The sequence below is a fragment of the Streptomyces sp. NPDC002580 genome (genome assembly GCF_042889485.1).
Lineage (GTDB): Bacteria > Actinomycetota > Actinomycetes > Streptomycetales > Streptomycetaceae > Streptomyces.
Map to the genome: position 1 here is coordinate 933,317 of NZ_JBIAQZ010000002.1, position 12,742 is coordinate 946,058.

The 12,742-nt window shown below is 72.1% G+C and carries 12 protein-coding genes; 6 read left to right on the top strand and 6 right to left on the bottom strand.

Annotated features, from left to right (window positions below; translation table 11 throughout):
* Window positions 1–131 precede the first annotated feature (131 nt).
* The gene (locus ACFYW7_RS10535) at window positions 132–821 is read right to left on the bottom strand and encodes an endonuclease V (protein WP_389500200.1); all 690 of its coding nucleotides are present in this window, start codon (window positions 819–821) and stop codon (window positions 132–134) included.
* Window positions 822–1,099: 278 nt separating this feature from the next.
* On the opposite strand from ACFYW7_RS10535, the gene ACFYW7_RS10540 reads away from it, so the two are divergent.
* Complete coding sequence (locus ACFYW7_RS10540; protein WP_389500203.1) at window positions 1,100–2,092, top strand: LLM class flavin-dependent oxidoreductase; 993 nt, start codon at window positions 1,100–1,102, stop codon at window positions 2,090–2,092.
* A gap of 208 nt (window positions 2,093–2,300) precedes the next feature.
* On the opposite strand, the gene ACFYW7_RS10545 is transcribed toward ACFYW7_RS10540, so the two are convergent.
* Entirely contained in the window at window positions 2,301–3,392 is a 1,092-nt protein-coding gene (locus ACFYW7_RS10545) for a WD40/YVTN/BNR-like repeat-containing protein (protein WP_389500205.1), read from the bottom strand.
* Window positions 3,393–3,663: 271 nt separating this feature from the next.
* Here ACFYW7_RS10545 and ACFYW7_RS10550 point away from each other — a divergent pair, with 271 nt between their 5' ends.
* The gene (locus ACFYW7_RS10550) at window positions 3,664–4,080 is read left to right on the top strand and encodes an SsgA family sporulation/cell division regulator (RefSeq protein ID WP_389500208.1); all 417 of its coding nucleotides are present in this window, start codon (window positions 3,664–3,666) and stop codon (window positions 4,078–4,080) included.
* Between the two features lie 15 nt (window positions 4,081–4,095).
* Here the strand turns inward: ACFYW7_RS10550 and ACFYW7_RS10555 are convergent, their stop codons facing one another.
* Together ACFYW7_RS10555 and ACFYW7_RS10560 are read right to left on the bottom strand one after the other, a co-directional pair.
* The gene (locus ACFYW7_RS10555; RefSeq protein WP_389500210.1) at window positions 4,096–4,959 is read right to left on the bottom strand and encodes an isocitrate lyase/phosphoenolpyruvate mutase family protein; all 864 of its coding nucleotides are present in this window, start codon (window positions 4,957–4,959) and stop codon (window positions 4,096–4,098) included.
* Between the two features lie 120 nt (window positions 4,960–5,079).
* Window positions 5,080–5,760, bottom strand: coding sequence for a GPP34 family phosphoprotein (locus tag ACFYW7_RS10560; protein WP_389500212.1), 681 nt, complete (start codon window positions 5,758–5,760; stop codon window positions 5,080–5,082).
* Between the two features lie 302 nt (window positions 5,761–6,062).
* Between ACFYW7_RS10560 and ACFYW7_RS10565 the strand changes: the two genes are divergently transcribed.
* The 3 genes from ACFYW7_RS10565 to ACFYW7_RS10575 all read left to right on the top strand — a co-directional run bounded on the left by ACFYW7_RS10565 (window position 6,063) and on the right by ACFYW7_RS10575 (window position 9,797).
* Window positions 6,063–7,697: an ABC-F family ATP-binding cassette domain-containing protein gene (locus ACFYW7_RS10565; RefSeq protein WP_389500214.1), complete on the top strand. Its 1,635-nt coding sequence runs from the start codon at window positions 6,063–6,065 to the stop codon at window positions 7,695–7,697.
* A gap of 128 nt (window positions 7,698–7,825) precedes the next feature.
* Complete coding sequence (ddaH, locus tag ACFYW7_RS10570) at window positions 7,826–8,602, top strand: dimethylargininase (RefSeq protein ID WP_389500217.1); 777 nt, start codon at window positions 7,826–7,828, stop codon at window positions 8,600–8,602.
* Window positions 8,603–8,819: 217 nt separating this feature from the next.
* Entirely contained in the window at window positions 8,820–9,797 is a 978-nt protein-coding gene (locus tag ACFYW7_RS10575; protein ID WP_389500219.1) for an acyl-ACP desaturase, read from the top strand.
* 323 nt (window positions 9,798–10,120) lie between these two features.
* Here the strand turns inward: ACFYW7_RS10575 and ACFYW7_RS10580 are convergent, their stop codons facing one another.
* Window positions 10,121–10,366, bottom strand: a complete 246-nt coding sequence (locus ACFYW7_RS10580; protein WP_389500221.1) for a WhiB family transcriptional regulator — start codon at window positions 10,364–10,366, stop codon at window positions 10,121–10,123.
* A gap of 282 nt (window positions 10,367–10,648) precedes the next feature.
* Between ACFYW7_RS10580 and ACFYW7_RS10585 the strand changes: the two genes are divergently transcribed.
* Entirely contained in the window at window positions 10,649–11,440 is a 792-nt protein-coding gene (locus ACFYW7_RS10585) for a VOC family protein (RefSeq protein WP_389500436.1), read from the top strand.
* Window positions 11,441–11,639: 199 nt separating this feature from the next.
* On the opposite strand, the gene ACFYW7_RS10590 is transcribed toward ACFYW7_RS10585, so the two are convergent.
* Complete coding sequence (locus ACFYW7_RS10590) at window positions 11,640–12,677, bottom strand: LacI family DNA-binding transcriptional regulator (RefSeq protein WP_389500224.1); 1,038 nt, start codon at window positions 12,675–12,677, stop codon at window positions 11,640–11,642.
* Between the last annotated feature and the right edge of the window lie 65 nt (window positions 12,678–12,742).

Here is a 12,742-nt window from a genome sequence, read left to right on the forward strand (position 1 = left end):
CATGGCGGCGCCGTACATCCGTACCGGCACTCAGGACCCGTACTCAGAAGGCGTACTCAGAGCGCCCACCCGGCCCCTCCCCGCCGACGGGCGGGAGGGGCGGGCGTCGGCCCGGCCCGGCACGCGGTCGGTCACGCGGTGGCCTGCCGGAGCGCGCGTCCGCACAGGGAGTCCGCGCGGCGGGTGGACTCCGGCAGCCGGTACCTCGGGCTGAGGGCGAGCGTGTGCGCGCACGCGTTGCCGAGGTCCACACGATGGCCGACGGACACGAAGACGGGTTTGACACCGTCCTGGGTGCGCAGCGCGCGGCCCACCTCCTCGGTGCCGGCGAGCAGGGGCGCCGTGCTGCCGCGCCGGGCGCCCGGTTCCTCGTACGAGAAGGTGAAGGGGTTCTTCGCGACCCCGATCGTGGGGAGCCCGGTGAGGACGCCGAGATGGCTGGCGAGGCCGAAGCGGCGCGGGTGGGCGAGGCCGTACCCGTCGCAGACGACGAGTCCGGGCGGACAGGGCAGGGCGTCCAGCGCGGCCAGGACGGTCGGGATCTCCCGGAAGGCGAGCAGTCCGGGGACGTACGGGAAGGAGACCCGGCCGACCGCGGTGGCCTCGGCCACGACGTCGAGGGTCGCCGCGTCGAGGACGACGGCCGCCGCGACCACGACGTCGCGCTCGTCGTCGTAGGCGACGTCGACGCCGGTCACCCGGCCGGTGCCGGGCGGCGGGCCCGGCTCGTCCAGCACCACCCGCCCGCGCAACTCGTCCTGGACCAGGCGGGCTTGTTCCTCGGTGGCGGGCCAGCCCGCGGGAATCCTCACGGTCGTCATGATGGGGACGAGCCTAGGGCACCTCCAGGCGGGACCGATGAGCGCCAGGAACCTGGTCAGCGAGGTCTGCGGCCGACGGGTCGGGGTGACTTCGACGCCGAGGAATGCGATCGGGCGGAGCCGGACTCCTCGGGTGCCCCGGGAGACGGGAGGCCGGTGACGTGGCCGGTACGCAAGGCCAGTTCGCCGATCCCGACGCCCTCCCACAGTCGTCCAAGGCCGATCCTCCTTGAGAACAGGGGCAGTTGGCGCGATCGAGCGATTCCTATACTGACCGGATGATCACTGTTCCGACAGGCGCGCTCGAAGTGGCCATGGTCCAGGCGGGCACCCGCGCCGCAGACACGTTACGTGACACCACCGCGTTCGCCCGGGGTCTCGAAGACCTCGGCTACCGGCGGCTCTGGTACGCCGAGCACCACCATTCCCCGGCCATCGGAGCCTTCCCGCCCGTCGTCCTGACCGCCCACGCCGCCGCGTCGACATCGTCCATCCGGCTCGGCTCCGGGGGTGTTCTCGCGCCCAACCACGCCCCGATCATGCTGGCCGAACAGTTCGGCACCCTGGCCGCCCTGCACGAGGACCGGATCGACCTGGGAATAGGCAGAGGCCCTGGCACCTTCGACGAGTCCACGGCGCGGGCCCTGCGCCGGGGCGCCGGTCCGGCGACGGACGACGAGTACCGCGACGATGTCGCCTCGACGCTGCGCCACTTGGTGGACGAGGTCGCGCTCGGTCCGCTCCCGGAGCCTTGGCTGCTGGCATCGAGCACCGCCGGTGCGTCGCTCGCCGGGGAACTCGGCCTGCCGATCGCCTTCGCCCATCACATCCGTCCGGACAACACCCTGACCGCGCTGAGCCGTTACCGGGAGGGCTTCTCACCGTCCCGGTGGTGCGCGCGCCCGCGTGTGCTGATCTGCGTGGAGACGGTGTGCGCCGGGACCGAGGAGGAGGCGTCCTGGCTCGCCGGCCCGATGGACGTCGTCAAGGCCGGACTCCTCCAGGGGCGGGGCGACATCCCGTTCCCCACACCCGCGCAGGCTGCGGCCCACTCGTTCACCGCGGAGGAGACAGGGGCGCTGGCGAGTTTCCGTGCCCACCAGGCGCACGGTGCGCCCGAGAGCGTGGCGCGGCGGCTGACCGACCTGGTGGAGCTGACCGGTGCGGACGAACTCATGCTGGTCACGCCGGTCCACGCGCTGGCCGACCGCCTCAGGTCGTACGAACTCGTCGAGCGGCACGTCATGGCGCCGGCACCGCGGCAGCCGTGACGGTCACGTGGGCGGGACCGCTTCCCCGGCCCGGGGCACCGAACCGCCGCTGGTCGCAGCGGCGCGGCTGATCCCGCACGGGACGGACCGGCGGACGGCCACGGGGTCCACCCGTGCGCCCGGTGCGGGAGCCGGCCGCGAACACCGCTTGCCCCGACCGACCGTCACCACCCGCTCGCCGCACGGGTGGCGGGGGGACGCGCCCTGGTCAGCGCTCCAGCCGCGCGATCCGGCCCTTCTCCCCGGAGGCCCAGCAGCCCAGGTCCGGGGCGCAGTCCACGGTGTCGTAGGAGCCGGTGTCGACGGTGCGCCAGGTGCGGCCGCCGTCGGTCGTCAGGTCGGTGCCGGTGGGGCCGACCGCGAGGGCGGCGGTGCGGCTGTGCGGCAGCCAGGTGACGCCGGAGCGGTAGGCGGGCGGGGGCCGGTCCGCGGCGGTCCAGGTGCGGCCGCCGTCGGGGGTGACCGCCGCGGCCGACGGTGAGGCCTGGTCGGCGCGGTAGTCGCCGCCGACCGCGAGGCCGTGGACGCGGTCGCGGAAGGCGAGGGCGAAGACGCCCCGGGCGGGGTCACCGGCCGGCACCGGAGTGTCGGTGGCGGTCCAGGTCCGGCCGCGGTCCGCGGAGTGCAGCACGCGCGCGCGGGCGGCCCCTCCCGTGGCCAGCCAGACGTCGCGGGGTCCCGAACCGACCAGGCACTGACCGCTCGCGGCGAAGCCCGCCTCGCCGTCCTGCGCGGCGGGCATGCCGTCGCCGGGCAGCACCTTCCAGGTGCGGCCGCCGTCGCTGGTCGACAGGATGCGGAACCGGCCGTCCACCGGGTCGCTCATCGCGAGGCCGTGGCGCCGGTCCAGGAAGGTGAGGCAGTCGTAGAAGGCCTTGGCGTCGGTGTTGCGGAAGGACTCGGTCCAGGTGGCTCCGCCGTCCTCGGTCCGGTAGACGCGGGACGCCTCGCCCTCGCCGATGGCCAGGACGACGGCGCGCCGCGCGTCGAACGCCTCGATGTCGCGGAACTCCAGGCCGGCGGCCCCCGGGGGTGAGACGTTCCGCCAGCGCGCTCCGCCGTCGGTGGTGCGCAGCACGGTGCCCTTCGAGCCGGCCACCCACGCGGTGTTCCCGCCGACGGCGGACAGACCGCGGAACCGCACGTCCGTGCCGCTGTCCTTGAGCGCCCAGTGCGGGGTTCCCGCCGTCCCGTGGGCGTGCGCGGGCACCGCCACCGCGAGCGCCGCCACCAGCACCGCCGCGCCCAGTCCCACGGTGACCGTCCGGCTCGTACGCCTCGTCTTCCCCAAGCCCCTCATGGCGGGCGAAGCTAGTGCACTCCCCCGATCGCGTCCAGATGGCCTACCGCGGGAACCTTCGGGGCCCGGCCGGATGTCCTCACGGTTGTCCGGCGAGTGCGGGACGGAATGGGATCACCGCGGTCGGGGAAGGTGGATCTCCCCAGGACATCACCGCGGTGACAGAGGTCACTCGGCCAACAGGTGCACGCGCCGGGTCATTTCTCCGTCTCTTCAATTGACCGGCGTCATCCGTCCGGAGTTGTTTCAGCCGTCACAAGGGAGCAAGGCGTTGTCCATCGTCATCGAGCAGCCCGTAGAGGCACGACTCGTCGCCGCCGCGCCGCGGATGCCGAGCATTCCCGCAACGCTGCACTACGACCGGACCGACCCGTTCGCCGTCCGCATGACCTTCCCCGCGCCCGCCACGCTCGAAGGCGTGGAGGTCTGCTGGACCTTCGCCCGCGAGCTGCTGGTGTCCGGGCTCGAGGACGCGGTGGGGTACGGCGACGTGCGGGTGCGGCCCTACGGTTACGACCGCACCGTGCTGGAGTTCCACGCCCCCGAGGGCACCGCCGTGGTGCACGTCCGCTCGGGCGAGGTGCGGAACTTCCTGGCGAGCACGATCGAACTGGTGCCGGTCGGTCTGGAGCACCTCCAGGTCGACCTCGACCACGGTCTGGCCGAGCTCATGCGGGGTACCCCCTGACGCGGTGCGGGCGGGTCAGCGGACCCGGCTCGTCATCAGGGCGTTGAGCCCTTCGTAGTCGAACCCGTCGGCCAGCGTCCCGTAGGTCCCCGTGCCCAGCAGCTCCCGCGCGGCACGCCGGACCAGGGCGTGCGCAGCCTGCGCGACGGCCGACCCCGCGCTGATCCGGGCCACCCCGAGGGCGGCCAGGTCGGCGACCGAGGGCGCTCCGGGGCCCACCAGGACGTTCAGCGGACCCTCGATGCCCTCGACGAGCGCCTTCACCGTCACCGGGTCGACCGCTCCGGGGACGAAGACGCCGTCCGCTCCGGCCGCGAGGAAGGCGGCAGCCCTCTCCAGGGTCTCCGCGACCCCGCCCGCGCCACGCAGAAAGGTGTCGACGCGGGCGTTGACGAACAGCGGCACACCCGCCGCGTCGGCGGCCGCCCGGGCCGCCGCGACGCGCGCCGCCTGCTCGCCGAGCGGGCGCAGCTCCCCCGCTCCCCCGGTGTGCAGGGCGTCCTCGATGTTCACGCCCACGGCTCCCGCTCCCAGCACCGCGCGGACGGTGTCGCCCACGCCCTCGGCGTCCGGCGCGTATCCGCTCTCGATGTCGGCGCTGACCGGTACCCGGACCGCGGCGGCGATCCGCGCGACGGCGGCGAGCGCGTCCTTCCGGTCCAGCCGGTCCCCGTCCGCCGTGCCCAGGTCCCAGGCCAGCCCCGCGCTGGTCGTCGCCACGGCGGCCGCGCCGGCCTCCTCGACGATCCGGGCGCTGGCCGTGTCCCAGGCGTTCGGCAGGACGAGGGGGCGGCCCGGCACGTGCAGGGCGCGGAAGACCAGGGCGGCTTCGCGGAGCTGTCCGGCGTTCGTCGTACGGAGCTGTTCGGTGTCGTTCACGGGAAGGAGCCAAGCACGGTGGCTCGGCGGGGGCTGGCAGGAATCCGACCTCTGCGTGACAGGGCGCGCCGTACTGCGTGAATGCGCGGGCCCGGTGTACGGGTGTGGGACCGCGCCCCTTCAGCTGCCCGTGGTCGAGGCCGTTGCCGCGGCCGTGGCCGCCGCCACGACCACCGCCGTACGGACCTCCTGGATGACCTTCCGCAGGGCCGGTGCCGCCGTCCCGCCGCGTTCGGCGAGTTCGTCGATGCGGGCGGCGTGGAGCCTGCGTTCCTTGGACGACGCGACGGTGCGCAGCTCGGCCGCGGTGGCGAGGGCCACCAGGGCGGCGTCCCGCTCGGAGACCTCGGAGACGGGCACCGGGCCTTCCATGACCTGCCTCACCCGCGCGCGCAGCGCGTCCACGGCCGGCACCCGGTCCAGTTCGTACTCCACGGAGGGGAACAGACCGAGGACCCGCTTCTTCTCCGCCCGGAGATATCCCTCGGCGGCGAGCTGGGCGCGTACGGCGTCCAGGGTGATCCGGGCCCGCAGTGTCACCCAGGGCTTCCACCTGCGGGGCATGGACTCCGCGACGAGTTCCAGGAGCCCGTCGAGAACGAGGTCCCCGGTGCGGGAATCGGCGTCCACGGGGGTGACGATGCCGTCGTCGTCGAGCAGGAGCCCGCGCTGGGCGAGCTCGGTGAGGGCTCCGGCACGCACCAGGTGATGGAGGTGGGTGGACCCGGTGATCCTCGGCTTCGTGGTGTCCCAGGCCAGGAGGTAGAGCCGGGCGGGCAGCGAGAGCGGGCCGTTCGGCACGGGATCTCCTCGGTTCGTCGGGGGCGGGGTTAATCCTTTGACAGCCCCGTGGGCTGCCCCTACGGTGTACAGCGGTTCTGTTGCCGTCGATTGGAGAAGGACGTTGCTCGTCTGAGGTCTGAGACACCGCGTCACACACAGCCGGTCCTGTCCGGCTCCCGTGTGCGCTGCGTGCGACCTCGGCGTTCGAGCCGTCCTTCGGCGCGGGACCTTCTTCTCGCCCTCCTCCGAACTGGATCGTCGTCGCCTCGCGGTGTCCCGTACGCGTACCCCCGACCGCATCCAGCAATCGTGAGGCCCGCATGTCAGCGTCCCCCACCTCCATCACGTGTACTTCCCTGTCCTTCGCCTGGCCCGACGGCACGCCCGTCTTCGACGACCTCCAGATCGCCTTCGGACCCGGGACCACCGGGCTCGTCGGCGCCAACGGATCAGGCAAATCAACCCTGTTGAAGCTGATCGCCGGGGAGCTCACCCCCACCGACGGCACCGTCCGGATCGCGGGCGAGGTCGGCCATCTGCCGCAGAACGTCACGCTCGACACCGCCCTGCGGGTCGACGAGGCACTCGGCATCGCCGCCACCCGCGCCGCGCTGAAGGCGATCGAGGCCGGTGACGTGGGCGAGGAGCACTTCGACACCGTCGGCGACGACTGGGACGTCGAGGAGCGGGCGCGCGCGACCCTCGGCGAGCTGGGCCTCGGACACATCGGGCTGGACCGCACGATCGGCGAGGTCTCCGGCGGCGAGTCGGTGCTCCTGCGGCTGGCAGCGCTCCTGCTGCGCCGGCCCGACGTCCTGCTCCTCGACGAACCCACCAACAACCTCGACCTGTACGCGCGACAACGCCTGTACGCGGCGGTCGAGGCCTGGTCCGGAGTCATGGTCGTGGTCAGCCACGACCGCGAACTGCTGGACCTGGTCGACCAGATCGCCGATCTGCGAGCCGGTGAGGTCACCTGGTACGGCGGGAACTTCTCCGCGTACGAGGAGGCGCTCGCCGGCGAACAGGAGGCGGCCGAACGCATGGTGCGCGCCGCCGAGTCCGACCTGCGCAAGCAGAAGCGCGAACTGGTGGACGCGCAGGTCAAGTTGGCCAAGCGAAAGCGCTACGGCCAGAAGATGTCCGACCAGAAGCGCGAACCGAAGATCGTCATGGGCGCGCGCAAGCGGTCGGCCCAGGAGTCCGCCGGCAAGCACCGCATCATGCACGAGGAGAGGCTCAGCGGCGCGAAGGAGCGTCTCGACGAGGCGGTGGAGGCCGTACGGGACGACGACGAGATCCGCGTCGACCTGCCGCACACGGCCGTACCGCCGGGGCGCACCGTCCTCACCCTCGACCGGCTGGAGCTGAGGTACGGCACGCGGGTGAACGGCGTGTTCGATCTGCGCGGACCCGAACGGATCGCGTTGACCGGGCGCAACGGAGCGGGCAAGACGACGCTCCTGCGCACGATCGCCGGGGAGCTGGACGCGGTGTCCGGTGAGGCCCGCGCCCATGTTCCCCTGCGCTTTTTGCCGCAGCGGCTCGACGTCCTCGACGACACCCTGACCGTCGCCGAGAACGTGGCCCGGTACGCGCCGGCCGCCACCAACAACCGGATCCGGGCCCGTCTCGCCCGCTTCCTCTTCAAGGGCGCGAAGGCCGACCAGCGGGCGGAGACGCTCTCCGGCGGCGAGCGCTTCCGCGCGGCGCTCGCCGCCCTGATGCTGGCCGAGCCGGCGCCCCAGCTCCTCATGCTGGACGAGCCGACGAACAACCTCGACATGGCGAGCGTCCGGCAGCTCACCACGGCCCTGGAGTCGTACGAGGGGACGCTGATCGTCGCCAGTCACGACATGCCGTTCCTGGAGTCGATCGGCATCACGCGACGGCTGCTGCTGGAAGGTGGAGAACTGAAAGAAATCGACCCGGAAACTGTCGGGTATTCCTCCTAGTGCGGGGAGCGGGGGCGGCCTAGCGTCGGGGGCAGGTGGTGCCCGGCGTCAGGCCGGGGGTCTTTTGCACGCGCGAACCACGCTGCATGATGTGCGCCGACACCCCCTGCCGATTCGGAGACCCATCCGTGCCCAGCCAGAAAGCGCTCGTACGCCGGCCCAGCTCCCGCCTCGCCGAGGGGCTGGTGACGCATGTCGAACCGGCGACGGTGGATGTCGGCCTCGCGGTCGAGCAGTGGGAGGCGTACACCGAGGCACTGCGCGCGCACGGCTGGGAGACCGTCGAGGTGGAACCGGCGGAGGACTGCCCGGACTCGGTGTTCGTCGAGGACGCCGTCGTCGTCTTCCGCAACGTCGCCCTGATCGGCCGCCCGGGGGCCGAGTCCCGGCGGGCCGAGACCGCCGGGGTCGAGGAGGCCGTGGCGCGTCTGGGCTGCTCGGTCAACTGGATCTGGGAGCCGGGCACCCTCGACGGGGGCGACGTCCTGAAGGTGGGCGACACGATCTACGTCGGTCGTGGCGGCCGCACGAACGCCGCCGGGGTCCAGCAGCTGCGCGCGGTCTTCGAACCGCTCGGCGCGCGGGTCGTAGCCGTCCCCGTCAGCAAGGTGCTGCATCTGAAGTCGGCGGTCACCGCGCTGCCCGACGGCACGGTGATCGGGCACGAGCCGCTGGTCGACACCCCCTCGCTCTTCCCGCGCTTCCTGCCGGTGCCGGAGGAGGCCGGGGCACACGTGGTCGTCCTGGGCGGCGGCAAGCTGCTGATGGCGGCGAGCGCCCCCAAGACGGCGGAACTGTTCGCGGACCTCGGCCACGAACCGGTCGTGGTGGACATCAGCGAGTTCGAGAAGCTCGAAGGCTGTGTGACATGCCTCTCGGTACGACTTCGGGAGCTGTACGTCTGAACGAGTGACCGACTCATCCGAACGGCCCTGGGTACCCCGCTCCCAGGGGTGCTTCCGTCGTGGGCCGACCCCCGCGGAATCGCCGCCTGAAACGCCGCTGATCAGCGCTCTTTACGGAGACCTTAACCTACGGCAACGTAACCTACGGAGACGTAGCCTACGATGCCGTAGGTTAGCTTTTCCGCTCGTTGTCCCCGTCCCTTCCCCTGGAGCACCCGTGACGATCACCTCTCCTCACCTCGGCAGCCCGGCAGCCGCCTGGACCGACGCACGCCTGCTGTTCGCGCTGGAGGAAGTGGTCGAGACCGAGCTGAACCGCCACCTGAAGGTGGCCAAGGACTGGATGCCGCACGAGTACGTGCCCTTCAGCGACGCCCGCAACTTCCCGGGGATCTTCGAGGACGGCGAGGCCTGGGACAAGAAGCAGTCCAAGGTCACCGAGATCGGCCGCATCGCGCTGGTCGTCAACCTCCTCACCGAGGACAACCTCCCGAGCTACCACCACGAGATCGCGTCCCTCTTCGGCCGTGACGGCGCCTGGGGCACCTGGGTGCACCGCTGGACCGCGGAGGAGGGCCGGCACGGCATCGTGATGCGCGACTACCTGCTCGCCTCGCGCGCGGTGGACCCGGACAAGCTCGAGGCGTTCCGCATGCAGCACATGAGCGAGGGCTTCGAGTCGGACAACCGGCACTCGATGCTGCACTCGGTCGCGTACGTCGCCTTCCAGGAGCTGGCGACCCGCATCTCGCACCGCAACACCGGTCACCAGTCGGGCGACCCGGTCTGCGACCGGATGCTGGCCCGCATCGCGACCGACGAGAACCTCCACATGGTCTTCTACCGCAACCTCCTGAAGGCGTCGTTCGAGCTCGCCCCCGATCTGACCATGCAGGCCGTCCGCGACGTCGTCGTCAACTTCCGGATGCCCGGTCACGGCATGCCCGGCTTCGAGCGCATGGCGGCGCAGATGGCCATCGGCGAGGTCTACAACATGCGCATCCACCACGACGACGTGCTCCAGCCCGTGCTGCGCCACCTCAAGGTCCTGGAGATGGACGGGCTCGGCCCGGCCGGCCTCCAGGCCCAGGAGGAGCTCGGCCTCTTCATGGGCGGCCTCGACGCGGAGGCCTCGAAGTTCGACGAGAAGCTCGCCGCCCGCAAGGCCCGCATGGCGGCCCGCGCGAGCGCGTAGCTCCGGCCCCGCCAGCTCGGCCGCCCGCTCCGGCTCCGCCTGTACCGCCCACGCGGACCCACCCGTCCCGGCCCACGGCACCGTACGTCAGCCCCCGGCACACGCCGCCCGCCTCGCGCGAGGACGTGAGCCGGGGGCTCCCGCGTTCCGGGCGACACGGCCCCGCTTCTCTGGCCTCAACGCGCGCGGCGGACCCCTCACCCCGCGGGCGCGGCTCGCCCGTCTCCCGCGCACGCGCGGCGAGTTCACCCCGGCCCCAGTGGGTACGGCGGTACGGCAACGGGCCTGGCGCGCCGAACGGTGCGACGGCGACCGAGCCGGTGTCACTCCAAGGAGCGTCGCAGGCCCAGGCGTTCCTTCTCGGAGAGGCCGCCCCACACTCCGAAGCGTTCGTCGTTGCTCAGCGCGTAGTCGAGGCACACCGACCGCATCTCGCACATCCCGCAGATGCGTTTCGCCTCGCGCACCGAGCTGCCCGGCTCGGGAAAGAAGAATTCCGCCCCGGTCTGCGCGCACAACGCCCGCTCCTGCCAGGCGATGTCCGACGGGGTGATCGTTTCCAAGTGCATGTTCGAAATCGTGCCTCGGGGCGAAAAACGTTCGATCAACGCGGGATCAACGCCGTGTTCCGACGCGTCCGGCGGCCCCGATGATGGCCGCCCGGGAGGGTCGGTGGCACGGCGGCGCGCGGAACGGCGTGACAACCATACGAATTTTGACGGGTACCGAGAGTAACGGGGACGGTGGCGGGGCGGCCGCCCTGTCCGGGGTGCGCGCCCCGACGGCGATTGTCAGTGGGCGGTGGAAGACTCGGAACGAATGGCAACGGGACCACCCATAGGAGGGCAATGATGCTCACCACCCGCTTCGTCAACGGCGCCCCGAACTGGCTCGATGTCGGCACGGCCGACATCGAGGGCGCCATCTCGTTCTACGGAGAGCTCTTCGGCTGGCAGTTCCAGTCGGCGGGACCCGATGCCGGGGGCTACGGCTTCTTCCAGGTCGACGGAAAGACCGTGGGCGGCGCCATGGAGATCGGCGCCGACCAGGGCCCGCCGTCGTGGAACGTGTACTTCCAGACGGCCGACGCCGACGCCACCGCCAAGGCCGTCGAGCACGCCAAGGGCGCCGTGCTGATGCCGCCCATGGACGTGATGGGCGAGGGCCACATGGCCATGCTCGCCGACAACGCGGGCGTGATGTTCGGTATCTGGCAGCCGGGCCGGACGAAGGGCCTGGGCAAGGCCGGGGACCCGGGCTCCCTGTGCTGGGTCGAGCTCTACACCCCGGACATCGCCGCCGCCGCCGCGTTCTACGACTCGGTCTTCGGGTGGAACACCTCGGCGATGCCGTTCCCCGGCGGCACGTACACCTGTCTCAACCCCTCGGGAACCGAGGAGGAGGCGATGTTCGGCGGCGTCGTCCCGCTCGCCGACGACCCGCTCGAGGTGAAGTCCGGCGCGTACTGGCTCCCGTACATCGAGGTGCCGGACACCGACGCCGTGGTCGCCAGGACCCAGGAACTCGGCGGCACGGTCCGCATGCCCGCGACGGACATGGAGGGTGTCGGCCGCATGGCCAAGCTCGCCGACCCGGACGGGGCACGCTTCGCCGTGATCAAGAGCGCGCCGCGGCAGAGCTGAGGGTCCCGATCGGCGGGACCCGCACGCGGTCCCGCCGGTCGTCCTCCGGCGCCCACGCCGGCCGCGCCGCCTCCGGGCCACCATCTGACCGCCTCCTGACCGCCACGGTCCGTGCCGTCCATCGCGTTCCCTCCACCCGCCCGTCCGTCCCTCCGGTCACGAGGACCGGGAGCGAAGCCGAGGTCAAGCTCGAGGAGACCTACGCGGAGACCCGTCGCACCACAGTCGTCGGCAGGACCACACCGGAGGACTCGGACACCGGCCCCTCCGCTCCGGCGCCACCCTCCAGACCGCTGATCAGCAGCCGGGCCATCAACCGGCCCATCTCCTCTATGTCCTGACGGACCGTCGTCAGCGGCGGATCCATCTGCTCGGCGATCGGCAGCATGTCGTCGAATCCGATCACGGCGACGTCCTCGGGCACCCGTCTGCCCTGCTCGCGCAGCACCCGCAGCACGCCGAGGGCCGACAGGTCGTTCGCCACGAACACCGCGTCGACGTCGGGACGGCGCTCCAGCAGTTCCCGCATCGCCCGCTCACCGCCGGCGGGCGTGAAGTCCCCCTGCGCGACGAGTGCCGGATCGGCGTCGGGCATGACGTCCCGGAAGCCGTCCAGCCGGTCGACCGCGGACGTCTGGTCGAGGGCACCGGTGATGTGGGCGATCCGCGTGCGCCCGAGACCGAGGAGGTGCCGAACGGCCTGCCGGGCACCGCCCCGGTTGTCGCAGTCGACGTACACCGCCTCGGGAACGCCCTGCCCCCAGCCGGGCCGCCCGCCGAACACGGTGGGCACGCCCGCGCCGTGGATCAGACCGGGCAGCGGGTCGTCGAGGTGCAGCGAGAAGACGAGGGCGCCGTCGACATGGCCGCCGGCGAGATAGCGGGCGACGCGCGCGTGGTCGTCGCGGCCCTCCGTGAGGAGCAGCACGAGCTGGGAGTCGTGTGCCGTCAATTCCTTGCTGATGCCCCGGAGTTGGAGCGCGAAGAAGGGGTCGGCGAAGACTCTGGTCTCCGGCTCGGCGATGACGACGGCGACCGCGTCGTGGCGCCGGGTGACCAGGCTGCGGGCTGCCTGGTTCGGCACGTACCCGAGTTCTTCGACGGCCCGGCGCACCCGCTCGACGAGCGGCTCACGGACCCCGTCCCCACCGTTCACGACCCTCGACGCGGTGGCTCGGGAGACCCCGGCCCGCGCGGCCACGGACTCCAGCGTGGGGCGCGACGCTGTCCCGGTCACCTCAGGGCACCTCCTCGACGGATGTGGATCAGGATAGCCGCGCCGCCGCCCGCTCCGTGGGCATG